General features: G+C 75.4%; 20 protein-coding genes. 10 read left to right on the forward strand and 10 right to left on the reverse strand.

Annotation, left to right across the window (positions count from 1 at the left end; translation table 11 throughout):
• Window positions 1-39 precede the first annotated feature (39 nt).
• Window positions 40-2,166 (reverse strand): Gmad2 immunoglobulin-like domain-containing protein, encoded by a 2,127-nt coding sequence (locus SJY06_RS05725; RefSeq protein WP_380165519.1) that lies wholly within the window; start codon window positions 2,164-2,166, stop codon window positions 40-42.
• Window positions 2,167-2,347: 181 nt separating this feature from the next.
• On the opposite strand from SJY06_RS05725, the gene zwf reads away from it, so the two are divergent.
• The 3 genes from zwf (at window position 2,348) to SJY06_RS05740 (ending at window position 5,787) form a co-directional block, all read left to right on the forward strand.
• Entirely contained in the window at window positions 2,348-3,736 is a 1,389-nt protein-coding gene (zwf, locus tag SJY06_RS05730; RefSeq protein WP_380165521.1) for a glucose-6-phosphate dehydrogenase, read from the forward strand.
• A 126-nt stretch (window positions 3,737-3,862) separates the two neighbouring features.
• Window positions 3,863-5,341, forward strand: coding sequence for a glutamate synthase subunit beta (locus tag SJY06_RS05735; RefSeq protein WP_380165523.1), 1,479 nt, complete (start codon window positions 3,863-3,865; stop codon window positions 5,339-5,341).
• Window positions 5,338-5,787: a hypothetical protein gene (locus SJY06_RS05740; RefSeq protein ID WP_380165525.1), complete on the forward strand. Its 450-nt coding sequence runs from the start codon at window positions 5,338-5,340 to the stop codon at window positions 5,785-5,787. Before SJY06_RS05735 ends, SJY06_RS05740 begins: the two co-directional genes overlap by 4 nt.
• Here the strand turns inward: SJY06_RS05740 and SJY06_RS05745 are convergent.
• On the reverse strand, window positions 5,752-7,125 hold the full coding sequence (locus SJY06_RS05745; RefSeq protein WP_380169676.1) for an MFS transporter: 1,374 nt from the start codon (window positions 7,123-7,125) through the stop codon (window positions 5,752-5,754). The two genes, SJY06_RS05740 and SJY06_RS05745, sit on opposite strands and share 36 nt — an antisense overlap.
• A 143-nt stretch (window positions 7,126-7,268) precedes the next feature.
• Here SJY06_RS05745 and SJY06_RS05750 point away from each other — a divergent pair, with 143 nt between their 5' ends.
• Together SJY06_RS05750 and SJY06_RS05755 are read left to right on the forward strand one after the other, a co-directional pair.
• Complete coding sequence (locus tag SJY06_RS05750) at window positions 7,269-7,994, forward strand: SDR family oxidoreductase (RefSeq protein ID WP_380165527.1); 726 nt, start codon at window positions 7,269-7,271, stop codon at window positions 7,992-7,994.
• Window positions 7,991-8,632: a vitamin K epoxide reductase family protein gene (locus SJY06_RS05755; RefSeq protein WP_380165529.1), complete on the forward strand. Its 642-nt coding sequence runs from the start codon at window positions 7,991-7,993 to the stop codon at window positions 8,630-8,632. The genes SJY06_RS05750 and SJY06_RS05755 overlap by 4 nt, the downstream gene beginning before the upstream one ends.
• 7 nt (window positions 8,633-8,639) lie before the next feature.
• Here the strand turns inward: SJY06_RS05755 and SJY06_RS05760 are convergent, their stop codons facing one another.
• Window positions 8,640-9,293: a DUF998 domain-containing protein gene (locus tag SJY06_RS05760; RefSeq protein WP_380165531.1), complete on the reverse strand. Its 654-nt coding sequence runs from the start codon at window positions 9,291-9,293 to the stop codon at window positions 8,640-8,642.
• Window positions 9,294-9,358: 65 nt separating this feature from the next.
• On the opposite strand from SJY06_RS05760, the gene SJY06_RS05765 reads away from it, so the two are divergent.
• Window positions 9,359-9,814, forward strand: coding sequence for a MarR family winged helix-turn-helix transcriptional regulator (locus SJY06_RS05765; RefSeq protein ID WP_380165533.1), 456 nt, complete (start codon window positions 9,359-9,361; stop codon window positions 9,812-9,814).
• A gap of 56 nt (window positions 9,815-9,870) precedes the next feature.
• Here the strand turns inward: SJY06_RS05765 and SJY06_RS05770 are convergent, their stop codons facing one another.
• From SJY06_RS05770 to SJY06_RS05785, 4 genes are all read right to left on the reverse strand, one after another.
• On the reverse strand, window positions 9,871-10,461 hold the full coding sequence (locus SJY06_RS05770) for a DUF4126 domain-containing protein (RefSeq protein WP_380165535.1): 591 nt from the start codon (window positions 10,459-10,461) through the stop codon (window positions 9,871-9,873).
• An 839-nt stretch (window positions 10,462-11,300) separates the two neighbouring features.
• Window positions 11,301-12,086 (reverse strand): amino acid ABC transporter ATP-binding protein, encoded by a 786-nt coding sequence (locus SJY06_RS05775; RefSeq protein WP_380165537.1) that lies wholly within the window; start codon window positions 12,084-12,086, stop codon window positions 11,301-11,303.
• Complete coding sequence (locus SJY06_RS05780; RefSeq protein WP_380165539.1) at window positions 12,083-12,958, reverse strand: amino acid ABC transporter permease; 876 nt, start codon at window positions 12,956-12,958, stop codon at window positions 12,083-12,085. Before SJY06_RS05780 ends, SJY06_RS05775 begins: the two co-directional genes overlap by 4 nt.
• Window positions 12,955-13,908 carry an ABC transporter substrate-binding protein gene (locus tag SJY06_RS05785; protein ID WP_380165541.1) on the reverse strand — a complete coding sequence of 318 codons (954 nt, stop codon included), beginning with the start codon at window positions 13,906-13,908 and terminating at the stop codon, window positions 12,955-12,957. The genes SJY06_RS05780 and SJY06_RS05785 overlap by 4 nt, the downstream gene beginning before the upstream one ends.
• A gap of 183 nt (window positions 13,909-14,091) precedes the next feature.
• On the opposite strand from SJY06_RS05785, the gene SJY06_RS05790 reads away from it, so the two are divergent.
• From SJY06_RS05790 to fahA, 3 genes are read left to right on the forward strand one after another with little or no spacing between them, the layout of a single operon-like run.
• The gene (locus SJY06_RS05790; protein ID WP_380165543.1) at window positions 14,092-15,312 is read left to right on the forward strand and encodes a homogentisate 1,2-dioxygenase; all 1,221 of its coding nucleotides are present in this window, start codon (window positions 14,092-14,094) and stop codon (window positions 15,310-15,312) included.
• Window positions 15,309-16,214: a hypothetical protein gene (locus SJY06_RS05795; RefSeq protein ID WP_380165545.1), complete on the forward strand. Its 906-nt coding sequence runs from the start codon at window positions 15,309-15,311 to the stop codon at window positions 16,212-16,214. The genes SJY06_RS05790 and SJY06_RS05795 overlap by 4 nt, the downstream gene beginning before the upstream one ends.
• Window positions 16,211-17,425 (forward strand): fumarylacetoacetase, encoded by a 1,215-nt coding sequence (fahA, locus tag SJY06_RS05800; protein ID WP_380165547.1) that lies wholly within the window; start codon window positions 16,211-16,213, stop codon window positions 17,423-17,425. The genes SJY06_RS05795 and fahA overlap by 4 nt, the downstream gene beginning before the upstream one ends.
• A gap of 40 nt (window positions 17,426-17,465) precedes the next feature.
• On the opposite strand, the gene SJY06_RS05805 is transcribed toward fahA, so the two are convergent.
• Complete coding sequence (locus SJY06_RS05805) at window positions 17,466-18,236, reverse strand: VOC family protein (protein ID WP_380165549.1); 771 nt, start codon at window positions 18,234-18,236, stop codon at window positions 17,466-17,468.
• Between the two features lie 94 nt (window positions 18,237-18,330).
• Here SJY06_RS05805 and SJY06_RS05810 point away from each other — a divergent pair, with 94 nt between their 5' ends.
• Window positions 18,331-18,615 carry a hypothetical protein gene (locus tag SJY06_RS05810; protein WP_380165551.1) on the forward strand — a complete coding sequence of 95 codons (285 nt, stop codon included), beginning with the start codon at window positions 18,331-18,333 and terminating at the stop codon, window positions 18,613-18,615.
• A gap of 9 nt (window positions 18,616-18,624) precedes the next feature.
• Here the strand turns inward: SJY06_RS05810 and SJY06_RS05815 are convergent, their stop codons facing one another.
• Both SJY06_RS05815 and SJY06_RS05820 read right to left on the reverse strand, forming a co-directional pair.
• Window positions 18,625-19,263 carry a DUF1349 domain-containing protein gene (locus SJY06_RS05815; protein ID WP_380165553.1) on the reverse strand — a complete coding sequence of 213 codons (639 nt, stop codon included), beginning with the start codon at window positions 19,261-19,263 and terminating at the stop codon, window positions 18,625-18,627.
• A 33-nt stretch (window positions 19,264-19,296) separates the two neighbouring features.
• Window positions 19,297-20,325, reverse strand: coding sequence for an LLM class flavin-dependent oxidoreductase (locus tag SJY06_RS05820; protein ID WP_380165555.1), 1,029 nt, complete (start codon window positions 20,323-20,325; stop codon window positions 19,297-19,299).
• Window positions 20,326-20,900: the final 575 nt, after the last annotated feature.

The raw sequence follows: 20,900 nt of genomic DNA on the forward strand, positions 1-20,900 counted from the left end.
GACCGCACCGGCTGTCCGGTCCGGGGCGCGCGGGCCCGGTCACAGGCGCGAGACGGACACCTCGTCCTCGAGCAGGGCCCGGTCGACGTCGCCCTCGCCGTCGGACTCGTCCGGCACCCAGGCGCGGAACGTGTAGTCACCGGCGGGCAGCTGCACCGGCACCCAGAAGGTGTCGAACTCGCCGTTCACGCCCGTCGCCGCGGTGCCCGAGGCCCGGGTCACCCCGTCCTCGGTCACCTCCCACAGCAGGGTGCCCTCGGGGGCGGTCGCGACCCCGCGGAAGACGGCGGGGCCGGTGGCGGCCGCGGCCACCTCCGGGGTCCGGATCTCGACCTGCGCCCCGCCCTCGGGCGGCTGGACCGGCTCGGGGCCCCGGCCGTCGCGGTGCACCACCAGGGTGGCGCCGGTCTCGTCCTGCGACTCCACCGCGATGCGGGTCGTCCCCGACGCGGTGGTCAGGCTGGTGCCGGGCGCCAGGGCCGAGCGCCAGTCCTCCTCGCGCGGGCCGGCGCTGAGCGAGCCGTCGAGCAGCAGCGCCTTGCGCGCGTCCTTCGGGTCACGTCGGTGGACGATGACCCCGGCGTCGAGGCCCTTGTAGTTGTCGGACAGCCAGGCGTCCCAGCCCGCGGCGGGCCGGTACTCCACGTAGTAGACCCCGTCCGGGTCGTCGACGCGCAGCACCCGCAGACCGTCGCCGCTGGCCGGGGCCAGGTGCACCCGCACCGGTTCGGCGGTGACCAGCTGCTCGGTGGAGCGCAGCAGCCCGAGGGCGTCGGCGTGGGGGGCCGCGAGCGAGCCGAGGTTGCTCCACGACACGCCCATGACGTCGTAGTAGTCGCGGTAGCCCAAGCCGGCGCAGCCGCTCTGCCACGCATTGCCGGTCCAGGTGCCGTCGCTGCTGCCGGTGCACAGCAGCCCGTCGGAGTGGCCCAGGCCGAAGTTGTGGCCGAGCTCGTGGGCGATGATCGACACGGAGTTGATCGACACCCACGACCGGCCACCGCTGTCCGGCCCGGCGCCGACGGTACCCAGCCCGGCGCCGCAGCCGGCGTCCGAGGGCAGGTAGACCAGCAGGTGCTTGCGGGCGCCGCCCGTCCAGCCGACCTTGGCCGCGACCTCGTCCCACAGCTTGAACGCGTCCGAGCAGTCGTTGCCCAGCGTCTGCCAGCCGTGCTTCGCGACCACGCGCACGCTGCGCTGGGAGCGGCTCTGCCGGGTCCAGTAGGTGTTGACGCCGCCGGTCACGCTGGCCGCGACCTGGTCCGGGGTGGCGGAGTCCGCCTGGGCGCCGCGCGGGACGGCCAGGACGACGGTCACGTCGTGGACCACGGCCGCGGAGGCGATGCCGAAGACGTCGGTGCTGCCCTCGCCGAACGTCACCGCCCCCTCGACCTGCTGGGCCGCGGCGACCTCGAGCAGCCTGCGCACGGGGTGGGGGGCGCCGGTGGCCGGCGGTGCGGCCAGGTCGACGGTCACGGTGCTGCCGTCCGCCACCCCGACCACGTCGGTGGGCGGGACCGGGTAGGCGGTCCCGGGGGTCTCGACCCAGCTCTGCAGCCGGGCGCCGGCCTCGTCCGGGCCGGTGCCCCGGCCGTCGTCGGCGGCGTGGACGGCCGTGCCGCCCGGCTCCACGTGCTGCTCCGCCCAGACCCGGACCAGCGTGCCGGTGACGACGCCCGGGGCGGTGGGGCGGGTGCGGTCACCCGCGGGCGCCTCGGCCTCACCGGTGCCGCCGGCGGCCGGGTCGGGGGCGGTGTCGTCGCTCCGGAGCGGCTGCGTGGTCGTGGCGGGGGCGTCGACGTGGCCGGGGCGGGTGCCGTCGGGGTCGTCGGCGTCGCGGTCGGTGCCGGCCGGCGAGGCCTCCCGGGGGGCCGGGGCCGGGCCGGCCGGAGCGGCGGTCCCGGTGGCGGCGGCGCCGGTCGCGCCGGTCGCCCCGGTCGCCTGCGCGCGCCTGTCGTCGGCGGTCGTCGCCGGGGACGCGTCGGCGGCCGGGGCGGGCAGGGACAGCGTGAGACCGGGGGCGGCCGCGACGTCGGGGTCGGACGCCGGCGCCGAGGCCACCGGCAGCAGGACGGACGCGCCGACCAGGGCGGCCGCGAGCCCGGCCACGGCCGTGCGCGGGCGCAGCCGACGTCCTCGGGTGCCGGGCGTGGGTCGTGTCCGCACCTGTGGTCGTCCTCTCGCCGCTCGTGGGGCGCCCGCGGGCCTGCTGCCCGGGACCGCTGGGTGCATCGGCGCGCGGAGCGCTCCCGTGGAGGCCCGGCCGGCGGTCTCACCCGGACGGGGGCCCGGGCTCACGCAGCGTCCACCGCAGGACTCCGGGCGCCGGTCGTGATGAGGTAGGGCCATGACACGCAGCGACGCCCTCGTCCTGTTCGGCGCCACGGGGGACCTGGCGTTCAAGAAGCTCTTCCCCGCGCTGTACGAGCTGGAGACCAAGGGCCGGCTCGGCATCCCGGTCATCGGGGTCGCGCTGAGCGAGGGTGACGACGACACCCTGCGCGCCCGCGCCCACGAGTCGGTGACCAGCCACGTCAAGGGCGGGGTGCGGCCCGAGGTCCTCGACACGCTGTGCGCCCGGCTGCAGTACGTCCGGGGCGACTACCTCGTCGACGACACGTACTCCCGGCTCGCCGAGGTCCTGGGGGACGCCCAGCACCCGGCGCACTACCTGGCCATCCCGCCGTCGCTGTTCCCGACCGTCATCTCCGAGCTGCGGGAGCACGACCTCACCGACGGGGCCCGCGTCATCGTCGAGAAGCCGTTCGGGCGGGACCTGACCAGCGCCTGCGAGCTGAACGCCACCATCGGCCAGGTGTTCGCCGAGGACCAGGTGTTCCGGATCGACCACTTCCTGGGCAAGGAGACGGTCGAGAACCTGCTGACCTTCCGGTTCGCGAACTCGCTGTTCGAGCCGGTGTGGAACCGCGACAAGGTCGCCAGCGTGCAGATCACCATGGCCGAGGACTTCGGCGTCGCCGGGCGGGGGTCGTTCTACGACTCCGTCGGGGCGGTGCGGGACGTGGTGCAGAACCACCTGCTCCAGATCGTCTGCGTGCTGGCGATGGAGCCGCCGGCCGGGGGTGGGGCCGAGGCGCTGCGCGACGAGAAGGTCAAGGTGCTGCGCGCCACCCGGAGCATCACCCCGGACGACGTCGTCTACGGGCAGTTCGACGGCTACCTCGACGAGCCGGGGGTGGCCGGTGACTCGCAGGTGGAGACCTACGCCGCGCTGCGCCTGGAGATCGACTCCTGGCGCTGGTCGGGCGTGCCGTGGTTCATCCGCACCGGCAAGCTGCTGGGCACCACGGCCCTGGAGGCCGTCATCGAGCTCAAGCCCACGCCCACGCTGCTGTTCGCGGGCGAGGCCGCGCCCCGGCCGCACCCCAACCTGATCCGGTTCCGCCTGGGGGGCGACGGCGGGGTGTCGGTGTCGGTGGAGGCCAAGCGGCCGGGCCGGACCTTCGCGACCAAGCCCATCTCGCTCGACGTCGACTTCGAGCACAGCCTCGGGGAGTCCGACGACGCCTACGAGCGGCTGCTGGACGACATCCTCGACGGCAACCAGCGTCGCTTCGCCCGGCAGGACACCGTCGAGGAGGCCTGGCGCGTCGTCGAGCCGCTGCTGGGGGCCAGCATCCCGGTCTACCCGTACCGGGCCGGGTCCATGGGACCCAACGAGGCCTCGCGGCTGCTGTCGACCGGGCTGCACTGGTACGACCCCGAAGCGCACTGACCGGCCGGGGGCGAGGTCCGCGGGTCCCGGGGAGCCGAGCGCCCTCGACCCGCTGAGCCCCGTGCGCGGCCGGTCCGGGACGTGGACCGCGTGTCCACGCCCCGGACCCGCCCGTACCATCGGCGCATGCCCGTCGACCCCTGGGGATTCACCAAGACGCCCCGGCAGGACATCCCCAAGCGTCCTGTCGAGCTGCGCCTGCGCGACTTCGACCCCGTCTACGCCCGCCAGCAGGAGGACGTCGTCCGCCAGCAGGCCTCGCGCTGCATGGCCTGCGGCGTGCCGTTCTGCCACCAGGGGTGCCCGCTGGGCAACCTGATCCCGGAGTGGAACGAGCTGGTGCTGGACGCGGACTGGCGCCGCGCCATCGACCGCCTGCACGCGACCAACAACTTCCCGGAGTTCACCGGCTGGCTGTGCCCCGCCCCGTGCGAGGCCGCCTGCGTGCTGGCCATCAGCGACGACCCGGTGTCGATCAAGCAGGTCGAGCTGTCGATCATCGACAAGGCCTGGGACTCCGGCTGGGTCGTGCCGCAGCCGCCGGAGCGCATGACCTCGCACACCGCCGCCGTGGTCGGGTCCGGCCCGGCCGGGCTGGCCGCCGCGCAGCAGCTGACCCGGGTCGGCTGGACCGTCGTGGTCTACGAGCGCTCCGACGAGGTCGGCGGCCTGCTGCGCTACGGCATCCCCGACTTCAAGATGCCGAAGCGCGTCATCGACCGCCGCATCGAGCAGATGCGCGCCGAGGGCACCCGGTTCGTCACCGGGGTCGAGGTCGGCTCCGAGGCCATGCCGGTGGACCGGCTGCGCCGCAAGTTCGACGCCGTCGTGCTGGCCGTCGGGGCGCTCGAGCCGCGCGACCTGACGGTCGAGGGCCGCGAGCTGACCGGGGTGATGCAGGCGATGGACTACCTGCCCGAGGTCAACCGGTACGTGGCCGGCAAGGACGAGGACGAGCACCTGGTGTCCGCGAAGGACAAGCACGTGGTCGTCATCGGCGGTGGCGACACGGCCGCCGACTGCCTCGGCACGGCCAACCGCCAGGGCGCGCTGTCGGTCACGGTGCTGGACCACAACCCCACCCCACCGGTCGTGCGCGACGAGGTGTCCAACCCCTGGCCCCAGTGGACCCGGGTGCACCGCAAGAGCCCGGCCCACGAGGAGGGCGTCGTCGAGTCCTGGGCGACCCAGACCGTCCGGTTCGTGGGCGACGACTCCGGCCGCGTCACCCACGTGCGGGTGCGGACGGTGGAGCGGACCTACGACGAGGACGGGCTGCGCTCGTTCACCCCGGTCGAGGGCTCCGAGCGCGACCTGCCCGCCGACCTGGTGCTGCTGGCGACCGGCTTCGTCGGCACCGGCGCGGACGACCTGCTCGGGGCCGCGGGCATCGACGTGGCCGGCGAGCGGGGCACGGTCGGGGTCGACGACCGCTGGCGCACCGGCGCCGACGACGTCTTCGCCTGCGGCGACGCGACCCGCGGCGCGAGCCTGGTGGTGTGGGCCATCGCCGACGGCCGGGCCTGCGCGGCGGCGGTCGACGCCGCCGTCCGTGGCAGCACCCGGCTGCCCGCCCCCGTCGGGCCGCGCGACCGCGCCCTGTGAGCCCGGCCCGGTCCACCGGTCCCGGCCGGTCCGTGGCGGCCGCGTTCGACGTCACGCCCACCGCCCCGGCCGCGGGGCCCGGGGAGCACCGGGCGCTCGCCGCCGTGCTGCTGGGCTCCGGCGTGATGCACCTGGTCCGGCCCCGGGTGTTCGACTCGATCGTGCCGCGCTGGCTGCCGCCGTCGCGCCGGTTCTGGACCGTGGCCAGCGGCCTGGCCGAGATCGGCGTCGGCCTGGCCGTGGCCCGCCCGGGCAGCCGCCGGGTGGGCGGGTACGCGGCGGCCGGCCTGTTCGTGGCGGTGTTCCCGGCCAACCTGTGGATGGCCTGGCTGTGGCGCCACCGGCCGCTCGCCCAGCGGGTCGGCGTGCTGGCCCGGCTCCCGCTGCAGGTCCCGCTGGTGGCCTGGGGGCTACGCGTCGCCCGCTCGGCCGCCCCAGGCGGCTGACGGCCGCGCGGTCAGCAGCACCACGACCGCCACGGCGGGGGCGACCGAGGCCAGCGCCAGGGCGCCCGGCAGCGTCAGCAGGTCACCGAGCCCGCCCACCACGGCCGAGCCCAGGCCCGAACCGGTGAAGAAGACCAGCGTGAACAGGCCCAAGGCCGCGCCCCGGACCTCGCCCGGGACGGCTGCGGCGACGGAGCCGACCAGCGACGGCTGGGCCAGGGCGTAGCCGGTCGACAGCCCCACGAAGCCCACCCCGGCCAGCCACGGCGAGAAGCCCACGCAGGCCGCGACCAGGGCGCCGACCGTGGACAGCACCAGCCCCAGCACGGCGGTGCCGCGCCGCCCGACGCGCGCGACCACCCGGGCGCCGTTGAACGACACGACCGCGCCCAGCAGCGCGCCCGGCAGCAGCAGCAGGCCGTTCTGCATCGGGTCCCAGCCCCGCCCCGCCAGCACCAGCGGGACCGCGACCAGCCCGGCGAAGTAGACGACCGGCATCGCCGCTGCGGCGACCCCGGCCCGGATGACCACGTCCTCGCGGACGACCTGCAGCGGCACGAAGCCGTGCGGGTGGCTCCGCACCCGCAGGGCCACGAGGGCGAGAAGCGGCAGCGACAGCGCGGCCGCGGCCACGGTCAGCGGCCCCGGCTGGCCGACGGTCTGCACCGTCACGAGCACGGCCGCCGCGGCCGAGGCCACCAGCCCGGCCCCCAGGGCGTCCACCCGGGCCCCGGTGCCGCGGGACGGGGCCAGCCGGTACGCCACCGGCAGCAGGGCCAGGGCCAGCACGGGCAGCAGCACCGAGCCCCGCCAGCCCACCAGCACCCCGATGGTGCCGCCCAGCAGCGGCCCCAGGCTGGTGAGCACCAGCACGACGGAGTTGGTCCGCCCCAGCGCGACCGAGCGGTCCGCCCCGGCGTAGCGCGCGGACAGGGTGGTCGTGGTCAGCACGGGGATCGCGCCGGCGCCCAGGCCCTGCAGCAGCCGACCGAGCACCAGCAGCTCGAAGGACGGCGCCAACGACGACAGCCCGGCCCCGACGGCCAGCATCACGCCGCCCAGGAGGAACGGCGTCCGGGTGCCGACCGAGTCCGCCACCCGGCCCCACACGGCGGTGGAGGACGCCAGCGCCAGCGCGAACGCGGTCAGCACCCACGCGCTGCCCGACGTCGACAGCGACAGGTCCTGCGACAGCGGCCCGAGCACGACGCTGGTGGCCGACGTCCCCATCCCGGCCAGGCCCCACAGCACGCCCAGGCCGACCGCGGCCCGGGTGGGCGACCAGCCGGGGCCCGGGTCGGTGTCGCGGCGAGGGGCCGAGGTGCCGGGCTGCGTCATGTGCACGATCCCATCGTGGGTCCTAGGTCCTGGGCCGGCCCGCCGGGTTGGGGCATGCTCGGAGGGTGCAACCCGGTCAGAGCCAGGAACAGTCCCCCCGGCCGTCCCTCGACGGCCCGCCCCCGCCGGACGGTGCGCGCCCCGTGGTCTGCGTCGTGGGCGCGGGTCCCGGCCTGGGGCTCGCCTCGGCCCGCGCGTTCGCGGCCGCCGGGTACGACGTCGCCCTGCTCGGGCGCCGCGAGGCGGCCCTGACGGAGCTGGCCGCCCGGGTCGACGCCGACGGCCACGGCGTCGACGTCGGCTGGGCCGCGGTCGACGTCGGGGACGAGGCGGCCCTGGCGGCCGCGGTCGGCCGGATCGTCGAGCACACCGGCCGCCTGGACGTGCTGCACCACAACGTCAGCCTGTTCCGGTCCGGCGGGATCCTGGCCACGTCCACGGCGGACCTGCTGGGCGACCTGGCCGTGGGGACGGCCAGCCTGCTGGGGGCGGTCCGGGCCGCGCTGCCTGCGCTCACGGCCGCCGGGGGCAGCGTGGTGGTCACGGGCGGGGGAGCCGCGGACCGGCCGATGCCGGGTGCCCTCACCCTGGGCGTGCAGAAGGCCGCCGTCCGCAACCTGCTGCTGGCCATGGCCGGCGAGCTGGCCGAGGCGGGGGTGCACGCGGCCACGCTGACCGTGCGTGGAACCCTGGCGCCGGGCACGCCGTTCGACCCCCGGGCGGTCGCGGCCCGGCTGCTGGCGCTGGCCGAGCAGCGTCACCGACCTCGCGAGGAGTGGACCGTGCTGCACGAGCTCACCGGCCACGAGCCGGACGACACCCGCACCGGCGACGCCGTCGTCGAGGGCGGCCTGGGGCAGCCCTCGTGACCGCGCAGCTGCAGCAGGACGACCTCGAGCGGCCCGTCGGGCCGGCACCCGCGTTCGGCCGCGCGCTGGGCTGGCTGCTGGCCGTCGGCGGCGGGATCGGCCTGTTCGCCGCGCTCGACCTGTCCTACGAGCGGCTCCAGCTGGCCCTGGACCCGGACTACGTGCCCACCTGCTCGATCAACCCGCTGCTGGACTGCGGCACCGTGGCCAGCTCCGACCAGGCCAGCCTGCTGGGCGACTTCCCCAACACCCTGCTGGGGGTGGCGGCCTTCTCGGTCGTCACCACCCTGGGGGTGCTGGTGCTGCTGGGGGTCACCCTGCCCCGCCCGGTGCGCTGGGGCCTGCAGGGCGGCGTGCTGCTCGGGGCGGTGTTCGTGCACTGGCTGGTGGACGTCAGCGTGTTCCAGCTGGGGGTGCTGTGCCCGTACTGCATGGTCGTCTGGTCGGTGACGATCCCGATCGCCTGGTACGTCACGCTGGCCAACGCCGCCGACGGGCTGTTCGGCGAGCGGGTGGCCGGCAGCACCGCGGTGCGCACCCTGCGGCTGGTCCACCTCGCGCCGGTGCTGCTCTGGTACGTGGCCGTGGCCACCCTGATCGGGGTGGTCTTCGCCGAGCAGTGGGCGGCGATGCTCTGAACGGTCCTCACCGGACCGCTCGCGCCTCCTCCGTCTCGCCCACCGGCTCGGGGGCGCGTCGTCGTGCGGCCACCCCCAGGACGCCCCAGGTCGCGAGCAGGAGGGTGATCAGCACCCGCTGCAGGACCCCGGCGTAGCCGCTGCCGTCCCCCGCGGTGTACGGGTCGAAGACGACCATGAACCAGACGAACAGGGCCAACGAGACCGGGCCGGCGCCGAGCAGGACCCGAGCGAGCCCGGGGGACGTCGGCAGCAGGGCGGCCCCGAGCACGACGAAGCCGACCCCCGCCGCGGGGATGGCGAGCAGGAACCCGACGAGGTGGATCAGGACCGACTCGAGGGTGAACAGACCGTCGACCACCATGCCCAGGCCGGTGAGTGCGCTCAGCGCGAGACCGGCGCTCACCGCGCGCCCGCGGGGCAGCGCCCGCCGGACCCCCACCGCGCCGGCGAGGACGAGCAGTCCCCCGACGACGAAGGCGGTGTTCATCCAGACGCCGGTGACGCCCAGCCCGAGACCGCTGACGGGCTGGCTGACGGAGGAGTAGGGCTCCACCACGAGGTCGAACAGCTGGTAGCCCGGGCTGACGGCGCCGAGGACCAGCCAGGCGACGGTGAACAGCGCGCCCCCGAGGGGGGCCAGGAGCGGTAGACGCGACATGGCAGCAGGTATCCTCGACCTAGCGAGACTCACTGAATAAGAGTCTCTCGATATTAGAGAGAGTAATGACCGACGCCGTCGAACGCAATGCCGCCGCCATGCGGGAGTTCCAGGCTCGCGCGGTGCTCTTCCAGGACGCCGTCGCCCGGTCCGCCGGGCTCAACAGCACCGACCTCCAGGCGGTGGGTCTGCTCATGTCCGAAGGGCCGGCGACCCCGGGTGAGCTCGCGGCGCGCACGGGGCTCACCGCAGGTGGCTCGATCACTGCGTTGATCGACCGCCTCGAGCGCGCCGGGTACGTCGTCCGTCGCCGCGATGGGGCGGACCGCAGGCGCGTCCTGGTCAGCGTGGTCACCGAGCGGGTGCTGGCCGACGTGGGCCCGGTCTACGGGCGCATCGCCGGCCGTTGGGCGGACTACCTGGCCACCCTGACCACGGAGCAGGTCGAGCTCGCGACCGAGGTCCTGACCCGTGCGGCCGAGATCAACCGCGAGGAGGTCGAGCGGATGCGGTCACGCTGAGGTCACTGACCCCGGCTCCCGGCTCCCGGCTCCCGGCTCCCGGTGCGCCTCGCGGCCTACGGCCCGGTGACCTCGTGCCGCAGCCGCGCGCGCCGTCGGCGACCGCGGACGACCACGACCACCACGGCGACCAGCAGCAGCAGCACCAGCACGGGCAGCAGCAGCGCGGCCAGGCTGAGCCCGACCGCGAGCGCGTCCTCGGCCGTCGAGGCGACCGGCGCGCCCAGGCCCGCCGTCGTGGCGTTGACCACGGTCCGACCGCCCGCCTTGAGCAGGTGCACGGCCAGGGCGATACCCGCTCCGACCAGCACGGGCACCCAGTCCCCGGACGAGACCCACTCCGAGGGGTCCTGCAGCAGCGACGCCTGGTCGGTGCCGGCCCCCACCACGAGTCCGCCCGACACCGGGCGCACCGCGGTCTGCAGCAGGTCGTTGACGTGGTCGACGCCCGGGACCTTGTCCGCCGTGACCTCGACCAGCAGCAGCACGCCCAGCACGCCGAGCGCCCACGGGTCCTGCAGCCAGGCCCACGCCGACGGCAGCTGCACCAGGTCGGTCCAGCGCGCGAGCAGGCCCAGAGCCAGCAGCGGGACGTAGGCGTTCAGCCCCGCGGCCGACGCCAGCCCCAGCCCGGTCAGCAGCTCCATCCGCCCAGGCTACGACCGCGACGCCGCACGGTGCCCGCCCCCGTCCACACCCCACCCCCCTCACACCCGCACCCCCTCACACCCCGCGCCCTCCCCGTACCCCCCCCGCACCCCCCACGCCCCGCCCCGCCGAGAAGGCCGGATCGACCCGGCGAGTGCTGCCGACCGCGCTGATCCGGCCCCCTCGGCGTGGTCTGGGCGACGGTGGGCCGGTGCGGTCAGCCGTTGCCGACGACGAGGCGGCGTGGGGGTACACCGGGCATACCCCCATGGCAGTGGTCCCGTTCCGAGCCCGGCGCGGCCCTCAGCCCGGGTCGGGCCCGCCCTACTGAGGCCCCGCTGCCCGCCCCGCTGCCCGCCCCGGTGCCCGCCCCGGTGCCGGCACCCGCCGGGGGTGGCACACGGTGTGGTCGTGATCAGGGCCGTCTGGGCCCGTCTTCACGACCACTGCGCGTGCCACCCGGGTCGGTACGTGGCTCGGTGCCTGGCTCGGGCTGAGGCGGTGGCCGGCCCGGCACCCGCCCGGCACCCGCCCGGCACCCGCCCGGCACCCGCCCGGCACCCGCCGGTCGTGGCACACGGTGTGGTCGTGATCGGGGCCGTGGCGGGCCGTCTTCACGACCACTGCGTGTGCCACCCGGCCCGGGCTGATGCGGCACCCGCCCGGCACCCGCCCGGCACCCGGCCCGGCACCCGCCCGGCACCCGCCGGTCGTGGCACACGGTGTGGTCGTGATCGGGGCCGTGGCGGGCCGTCCGCACGACCACTGCGTGTGCCACCCGGCCCGGGCTTATGCGGCACCCGCCCGGCACCCGCCCGGCCCGGCACCCGGGCCGGTCTCAGAGGCGGCCGGCGTCGATGACGCGGCGGAGGAACTGCTGGGTGCGGGGCTGGGTGGGCTCGGCCAGGACCTGCTCGGGCGGGCCCTCCTCGCACAGCCGACCGGCGTCGAGGAAGCAGACGTGGTCGGCCACGCGGCGGGCGAAGCCCATCTCGTGGGTGGCCATGAGGATGGTCGCCCCGCCCTCGGCCAGCTCGCGGACCAGGGCCAGCACCTCGCCCACCAGCTCGGGGTCCAGAGCCGACGTCACCTCGTCGAGCAGCAGCACCCGCGGCTCCACGGCGACGGCCCGGGCGATGGCGGCGCGCTGCTGCTGCCCGCCGGACAACCGGTCGGGGTAGGCGTCGGCCTTGTCGAGCAGGCCGACGCGGGCCAGCAGCTCGGTGGCGCGGGCGTCGGCCTCGGCCGCGCTCGCGCCGTGCACGACCCGCGGGGCGAGCGTGATGTTCTGCCGCACCGTCATGTGCGGGAACAGGTTGAAGCCCTGGAACACCACCCCGAACCGGCTGCGGACGGTGTCGGCGTCCACCCCCGGGTCGCTGACGTCCTCGCCGTCCAGCAGCACCTGCCCGTCGGTGATGGGCTCGAGCAGGGCCGCGCACCGCAGCAGGGTCGACTTGCCCGACCCGGACGACCCGATCAGGGCGACGACCTCGTGCTCGCCGACCGTGACGTCGACCCCGTGCAGCACCGGGGTGTCGTCGTAGTGCTTGACCAGGCCCCGGACGTCGAGGACGACGTCGCGGCCGCGGGTCGCGCCCTGCGGCAGGGACAGGTCGCTCACAGCACGCCTCCCGCCTGCTCGCGCCGCGCGGCGCGAGCCGTCACCCAGTCCGCCAGCCGGGCCGTGGGCACCGACAGCGCGACGAACAGCAGCGCGGCCACGACGTACGGGGTGAAGTTGAACGACTCCAGCGCCCCGATCTGCGCCGCGCGCACCGCGTCCACCGCCCCCAGCAGCGAGATCAGGCCGACGTCCTTCTGCATGGCGACGAAGTCGTTGAGCAGCGGCGGCGTGACCCGGCGCACCGCCTGCGGCAGCACGACCAGGCGCATCGACTGGGCGTAGGACAGGCCCAGCGAGCGGGCGCCGAGGCGCTGGCTCGGGTGGACGGTGTCGATACCGGCCCGGAACACCTCGGACACGTAGGCGGAGTAGGTCAGCACGATGGCGGCCGTGCCCAGCGCGACCGCGCTGACCCGGCCCTCGGTGAACCTCAGCGCCGGCACGCCGAAGCCCACCAGGTACAGCAGCACGATGAGCGGCACGCCGCGGAAGAAGTCGACGTAGACCGTGGCCACCAGGCGCAGCGGCAGCCACACGGGCCCGCGCAGGGTCCGGACCACGGCCAGAACCAGGGCCAGCAGCACGGTCAGCACCGCGGCCACCGCCAGCACCCGCACGTTGAGCCACAGCCCGCGCAGGATGTCCGGCAGGTACTCCCGCGCCACGTCGACGTCGAAGAACGACGCCTGGACCCGGGGCCAGCCGGGCGCGTTGGTGACGACCAGGTACGCGACCGCGGCGAAGGCCAGCGTGCTGGCCAGCGCGGTCAGGGTGGAGCGGCGCGAGCGGCGCGCGCGGACCCCGCGCCGCTGCTGCTCCAGCGGGGTCGGCCGGTAGGCACCGGCCGACCCCGTCAGCGACGTGCTCACCCGAGCTCGGGGGCCCCGGCCACGTCGGCCAGCCACTCGTCCTGCAGCGCGTCCAGCGTGCCGTCGGCCTCCAGGGCGGCCACGGCCTGCGTGACGCAGTCGGTCAGCGGGCTGCCCAGGTCGAGGACCAGGCCCAGCTGCTCGGGCTCGGCGCCGGTCTCGGGCAGCTGGCCGAGGATGATGCCGTCGTCCAGCTGGGCCGCGACGGCGAAGAACGCCGACGGCAGGTCCAGGACGATGGCGTCGACCTGGCCGTTGGCCAGCGCGGTGACGGCGTCCTCGTTGCTGTTGAACACGGCCGGCTGCAGGGTCGGGCCGACCGTCTCGATGAGGATGTCCAGGCTGGTGGTGCCCACCTGGGCACCGAACAGCAGCTCGCCCATCTGGTCCAGCTGCGACGTCTCGGCGGCCACGCTGCCCTCGACGGTGACGACGGCCTGGCGCACGTCGTAGTACGAGGACGAGAAGTCGACGGCCTGACGGCGCTCGTCGGTGATCGAGAACTGGTTGATCGCGACGTCGAAGTCCTTGGGGCCCGGGGCGATGGCGGCCTCGAACGGCACGCGCACCCACTCCACCGACGCCTGGTCGTAGCCCAGGGTCTCCGCCACGGCGTAGGACACGGCCGACTCGTAGCCCTGGCCGTTGGTGGGGTCGTTGTCGACCATCCACGGCTCGAAGGCCGGCTCGGACGTGGCCATGGTCAGCACCCCGTCGGTGAGGGTCTCCAGCGAGGCGGGGTCGCAGCCCGGCAGGGCGCCGCCCGCGGCCTCGGTGGGCTCCTCGGAGCCGGGGTCGACCGGTTCGTCGGAGGCCGGGACGTCGTCCTCGAAGGTCGCGACGGGCGTCTCGGAGGGGGCGCCGGGCTCGTCGGCCCCGCCGTCGCCGCAGGCGGCCAGGGCGAGGGCGGCGGTGGCGAGGACGGCCAGGGGGATGCGGGAACGGCTCACGGTGGTGTCCTTGTCGTGCGCAGGGGCCGTCGGCGCCGGTTGCGCCGAGCGGGGGACATCATCGCAGGCCAGGGCCGGAGTTCGTCCTCGTCCGGGTCGTCGGCACGAGCGGCGGTAGGCTGAAGCACCGCTAGATCAGGGCAGGGCGTCGACGACGACGCACTCGACGGAGGTGAGACAGCGGTGGCGCACTACCGCTCGATGGGGGACTTTCCGCCCAAACGGCACACGCAGCACCGGGACCCCTCGGGGGCGCTGTACCGCGAGGAGCTCATGGGCGAGGAGGGGTTCAGCTCCGACTCGTCGCTGCTCTACCACGTGGGCGTGCCGTCGGCCCTGGTCGACGCCCGCGAGTGGGTCCTGCCGGACCAGCGCACGACCCCCAACCACCCGCTGGTGCCGAGGCACCTGCGCCTGCACGACCTGTTCGGCTCCGAGGCGTCCCAGGTGGCCGACGTGGACGTCGTCACCGGCCGTCGGCTGGTCCTGGGCAACGCCGACGTCCGGATCAGCTACGTCGTCGCCGCCGCCGACTCGCCGCTGTACCGCAACGCCGTCGGCGACGAGTGCGTCTACGTGGAGCGCGGCGCCGCCCGGGTCGAGACGGTGTTCGGCCACCTGGACGCGCGGGAGGGCGACTACGTGGTCCTGCCGCGCGGCACCACGCACCGCTGGCTGCCGGTCGACGTCGCCACCGTGGGGCCGCTGCGGGCGTACTGCGTGGAGGCGAACAGCCACGTCGCCCCGCCCAAGAAGTACCTGTCCCGCTACGGGCAGCTGCTCGAGCACGCCCCGTACTGCGAGCGGGACCTGCGGGGACCGACCGCGCCCGAGGTCCGCGACGACGTCGACGTCGAGGTGTACGTCAAGCACCGCGGGCCCGGTCCCGGCGGGCTGGCCGGCACCGTCCACGTCACGCCGCGGCACCCGTTCGACGTGGTCGGCTGGGACGGCTGCCTGTACCCCTACGCGTTCAGCGTCCACGACTTCGAGCCGATCACCGGTCGGGTCCACCAGCCGCCGCCCGTGCACCAGGTCTTCGAGGGATGGAACTTCGTCATCTGCAACTTCGTGCCCCGCAAGGTCGACTACCACCCCCTCGCGGTCCCCGTGCCCTACTACCACGCCAACGTCGACAGCGACGAGATCATGTTCTACGTCGACGGCGACTACGAGGCGCGCAAGGGCTCGGGCATCGCGAAGGGGTCCGTCACGGTGCACCCGGGCGGGCACAGCCACGGCCCGCAGCCGGCCGCGATCGAGGCGTCGCTGGGCGCCGAGCGGTTCGACGAGCTGGCCGTGATGGTCGACACCTTCCGCCCGCTGGAGCTGGGGGAGGCCGGCACCGCCAGCGACGACGGCGCGTACGCCTGGACCTGGTCCGGTCGGGGGCCCGGCCGGTGAGCGACGACGCCCCCCGCTCGCCCCTGGCCGCCGGCGTGCTGCTGCGGGCGCTGGTGGACGACGCCGCCACGTTCCCGCCCGGCAACGCGCCGATGGCCGACGCGGTGGAGTCGCGGGCGATGTACGAGGACAGCTGGTTCGCCGGGGTGCTCGGGGCCGTCGTGCTGCGCTCGGACCGGGCGGGTGAGCTGCTGGCCGCGCTGCGGGCCACCGGCCTGCACGCCAGGACGTCGCGGGAGCCGCTGCCGGTCACGGTCGTGGCCCCCGGCGGGCCGGGGACGGTGGCCGAGGCCCTGGCCGAGGTGCGCGACCCGGGGCTGAGGGTCGTGTCGGTGGAGGTACCCCTGGGGCCGGGCCGTCCCGACGCGACCGCGCTGCGCGCCACCCGGGCGCTGCTGCCCGCGGGCGCGGACCTGTACGTCGAGCCGTCCACCGGGCTGGACCCGGCCGAGGTGATGCCCGTGCTGGCGCAGGCCGGCGTGCGGGGAAAGATCCGCACCGGGGGGACCACGTCCGCCGCGTTCCCCGACGAGGCGACGGTGGCCCGGTTCGTCCACGAGGCCGTCGCGGCCGGGGTGCCGTTCAAGGCCACCGCCGGGCTGCACAACGCGCTGCGGCACCGGGACGAGGACACCGGCTTCGAGCACCACGGCTTCGTCAACCTGCTGGCCGCCACCGCCGCCGCGCGGCTGCACGGGGCGAGCGAGCACCAGGTCCACGTGCTGCTCCGGGCCCGCGACGCCGAACCGCTGCTGGACCTGCTGGGCGTGCTGGACGTCTCGCAGGCCGCGCAGGTCCGCGAGGCGTTCGTGTCCTTCGGCAGCTGCTCCACCGTCGAGCCGGTGGAGGACCTGGCCGGGCTCGGCCTGCTGGTGCGACCGGCGGTCGGGGTGGGGGCGTGAGCGCGGACTTCGGCCCGCAGACCCAGGCCCACGGCGTGTACTCCGTCGCCGGGGAGCAGCCCCGGGTGGGGGTCAGGCTGCAGGACGAGGCGGGGGACGTCGTCGTGGACGTGTCGGCGCTCGCCGACCGGGCCGGCCTGCCCTGGGCCGAGGCGCTCTCGGCGCCGTCGCTGAACCCGTTCATGGCCGCGGGGCCGCGGGTGTGGGCCGAGCACCGGCGTTGGCTGGACGGCCTGCTGGGCCTCGACGGCCCGGTGCCCGACGCGGTCCGCGACGCCTCGCACGCCCTGGACGACGGTTCGCGCGCGGTCCGGCTGCACCTGCCGTTCGAGGTGGCCGACTACGTCGACTTCTACTCCAGCCGCGACCACGCCGAGAACCTGGGCGCCATGTTCCGTCCCGGTCAGCCGCCGCTGACCCCCGCCTGGACCCACGTGCCCATCGGCTACCACGGCCGGGCCGGCACGGTGGTCGTGTCCGGCACCGGCGTCCGCCGGCCCGTCGGGCAGGTGCGGGCGCCCGGGGCCGAGCACCCCGAGGTGGTGGCCTCGCGCCGGCTCGACATCGAGGCCGAGGTCGGCTTCGTCGTCGGGGTCGGGTCGGCGCTGGGCGACAGCGTCCCGCTCGAGCGCTTCGCCGACCACGTGTTCGGGGTCTGCCTGGTCGACGACTGGTCCGCGCGCGACCTGCAGGCCTGGGAGTACGTGCCGCTCGGACCGTTCCTGGGCAAGTCGTTCGCCACCTCCGTGTCGGCGTGGGTCACCCCGCTGTCGTCGCTGGAGCACGCCCGGCTGCCGGCCCCGGCGCGCGAGCACCCGGTGCAGGACTACCTCGACGACAGCGCCCAGCCCTGGGGCCTGGACCTGCACCTGGAGGTCCGGCTCAACGGCCACGTGGTGTCCCGTCCGCCGTTCGCCCGGATGTACTGGACCGCTGCCCAGCAGCTGGCCCACCTGACGGTCAACGGCGCGTCGCTGCGCACCGGGGACCTGTTCGCCTCCGGCACCGTCAGCGGGGCGCAGCGGGACGAGCGCGGCTCGCTCATCGAGCTGTCCTGGAACGGCGAGCAGCCGCTCGAGCTGCCCGACGGCACCACGCGGACGTTCCTGTCCGACGGCGACGAGGTCGTCATCACGGCCTGGGCGCCCGGCCCCGGTGGCACCCGGGTGGGGCTGGGCGAGGTGGCCGGTCGGGTCGAGCCCGCCCGCTGACGGCGGGCGGGCCGGATGCTCGGGCCGCCCGCCCGGACGATCAGGCGGCCGAGCCGCCCCCCATCACGGCGAAGGTCGCCCCCCACGGGTCGGTCAGCGTGGCCATCCGGCCGAACTCGGTGTCGAACGGGCCCGCCTCGACGCTGGCGCCGCGCTGCCGGGCGGCGGCGACCGTGGTGTCGGTGTCGGCGACGGCGAAGTACGTCAGCCAGTGTGGCGGGACCCCCTCGGCGGGCGGGCCGCCCAGCCCGCCCAGGGCGCGTTCGCCGTCGGTGCTGAAGGTCACGTAGTCCTCGCCCGCGCCGGCCACGTGGTCGTACCGGTAGCCGAACACCTGGCCGTAGAACCGGCGGCCGGCCGCCGGGTCGGGCAGGGCGGCCTCGTTCCAGGTCAGCGCGCCCGGCTCGTTGACGACCGACGAGCCGATGTGGCCGAGGGCCTGCCAGAGGCCGAACACCGCGCCCTGCGGGTCCGCCACGACCGCCATCCGGCCCAGGCCCATCACCTCGAACGGCTCGGCCAGCACCATGCCCCCCGCCTCGGTCACGGCGGCGGCGGTCGCGTCGGCGTCGGTGGTGGCGAGGTACGTGACCCAGGCGGGCGGGACACCGGGGGTGGTGCCCGGCCCGATGCCGGCGGCGTCGTGCCCGCGGACCTGGCACATGACGTACCCGCCGAACTCGGGGCCGGCGGTCTGCGGGGTCCAGCCGAGGACCTCGCGGTAGAAGCTGACGGCGGCGTCGACGTCGCCGGCGCCGTAGTCGACCCAGCAGGGCGTCCCCGCGGGCCACGGTTCGGACCGGGTGCTCATGCCCCGAGCCTGGCACCGACCCGCGCCGGGGGGAAGAGCCGCGCTGCGGGTGCGAGCGGTTGCGGGCCGGGCGCCGCGGACCGAGATTGGACCGGTGCTGACGCCTGCGAACGTGGTCCCGCTGTCCGACACCGGCTGGGCCGCGGTGGCCGTGGTGACGGCGCTGCTGGCGGTGGCCTGGGTGGTCGCCGTGGTCGTGGTGACCCGGGTGCAGCTGTCCCGTGGCGACAACCACCACCTGGCCGACGCGCAGGCCCCCCACGAGGGCACGGTGGCCAAGCGCGTGTCCGCACGCACCGTGCTGGTCGTGGCGGTCGTCGTCGCCGCGCTCGCCGTCGTCGTCTTCCTGGTCGGACGCATCGGCGACCTGGTCGCCTGACCGGCCCGCTCAGGAGCCGTCGCGCAGGTCCGTCAGGCGCTCCCGGTCGAACCGGACGTCGTCGAAGCGGACGGTGCACCCCGGGCCCGTCGGGGACTGCGCCTCGAAGCCCACCCGGTGCCCGCCCACGTCGGGCCCCAGACCGAACACCCGCACGAGCGTCCACCGGTCCCCGTCGGTCGAGGCGTGGAAGGCGTAGACGTGGTCCACCCGGGACACCCGCAGCCACACCGGGTCGTCGGGCGCGACGAACGCGTTGGCGTCGTCCGACTCGCCGCGCGTGACCACGGACACGACCATCGCCTCGCCCGCGGGGGACCGCTCGAGGCAGAGCTTGGCCCAGGTCCGCTCGTCCCGCCACAGCAGCAGGACGCCGGCGTCGAAGGTCGAGCGCAGGTCGACCGACACCCGTGCTCCCAGCCGGAAGTCGCCGTCCGGGGGCAGCCCCACCAGCCGCGGGGCGTCGGGCAGGGACGCGGCGGGGGCGGCCCCGTCCGACGTCGCGCCGGTGACGCCGACCGGGTCCACGTACAGGTCGGTGCCGCCCGGGGCGTCGGCGACCACCGTGCCGCCGTCGCGCCGCCAGACGTCCGGCTGCGAGGCGGTCACGACGAAGGGCAGACCGGGGACCTCGACCGTGCTCGTCACCCGCCGACGGTAGTACCGGTCGGGCCGGCCGCCTCAGACGTCGGCCACCCGGGGGGCGACCTCGGTGCCGAGCAGCTCGATGCCGCGCAGCAGGTCGCCGTGCGACATGCGGGGGTTGGTCATCTGGATGGACACGCGGTCGACCCCGCCGAGCTGGTCGGAGACCCGGGCCAGCTTGGCCGCCACGGTGTCGGGGTCGCCCATGACGAAGGCGCCGTCGGGACCGCTGGTGGCGTCGAACTGGGCCCGGTTCGGCGGTCGGAAGCCACGCTCGCGCGACACGGTCGTGAACATCTCGTGCCAGCCCGGGTAGACGATGTCGGAGGCGCTGCGCACGTCCTCGCCCACGTAGCCGAACATGTGCAGGCCGACCTTGAGGTCGGCCGGGTCGTGCCCCGCCTCGACCCCCGCCCGGCGGTACAGCTGCACCAGGGGCGCGAACTGGCGCGGCTCGCCGCCGATGATGGCGATCATCAGCGGCAGGCCGAGGACGCCGGTGCGCAGGAACGACTCGGGGGTGCCGCCCACGCCGACCCAGATGGGCAGCGGGTCCTGCACCGGGCGGGGGTAGACGCCCTGGCCCGTCAGCGGGGGACGGTGCCGACCGGACCAGGTGACGTGGGTGGACGCCCGCAGCCGCAGCAGCAGGTCGAGCTTCTCGACGAAGAGCTCGTCGTAGTCGGCGAGGTCCAGGCCGAACAGCGGGAAGGCCTCGGTGAACGACCCCCGGCCGACGACCAGGTCGATCCGGCCCTTCGACAGCAGGTCGAGCGTGGCGAACTGCTGGAACACCCGCACCGGGTCGTTGGCGCTGAGCACCGCGACGGCGCTGCCGAGGCGGATGCGCTCGGTCCGGGCGGCGGCCGCGGCCAGGATCACGGGCGGCGCGGAGTCGTAGTACTCCTCGCGGTGGTGCTCGCCGATGCCGAAGGAGTGCAGCCCGACGCGGTCGGCGAGCTCGATCTCCTCCAGCAGGTGCGACAACCGTTCGACCGGGCCCACGACGTGGCCGGTGGAGGGGTCGGTGACCTGGGAGACGAAGCTGTCCACTCCGACGTGCATGGCGGGCTCCTGCCGGTTGGGCGGGTACGGACGGGCGTCCCGAGCGTAGGTGGCGTCGCGGCGCGTCGGCGGGCGGGCCCCGGGGCGCTGGTCGCGAGGTCGGTCAGGCGGTCGGCCCCACCAGGGTGAGGTGGCGGTGGGAGGGGGCCGGGATCTGTGGTCCGTCTCCTCGGGTCGTCGGCCGGTCGGCGGCCCGTCCGCACCGGACGCAGCGGGCCGTGGGCAGCAGTGCAGACCGTGCCCCGAGGGCAGGGGCAGGCCCAGGACGCGCGTTGACCGTGCCCCCGGGGCATGGTGTGGGCTGCCACGGACACGGCCCGACACCACCCGACCCGGGAGCAGGCATGAACCAGCTGCTGACCACGCCGATCACCCCTGACCTGCTGCGCGGCTGCCTGGACACCGAGCGCACGTCGACGGGTCTGCTGCCGCACCGGTTGCCCGCCTGGGTCCGCGCCCGCAGCACCGACGCTCAGCTCGCCATGGTGGAGGCCCAGCCGTCCGGGGTCCGGCTGGCCTTCCGCACCCGGGCGACCCGGGTCGAGCTGGACGCGCGGCCGACGCGACGGTCCTAC

Origin of the sequence: Jannaschia sp. R86511, from assembly GCF_042466345.1 — a bacterium.
Taxonomy (GTDB): Bacteria; Actinomycetota; Actinomycetes; order Actinomycetales; family JBBAYJ01; genus Aquipuribacter.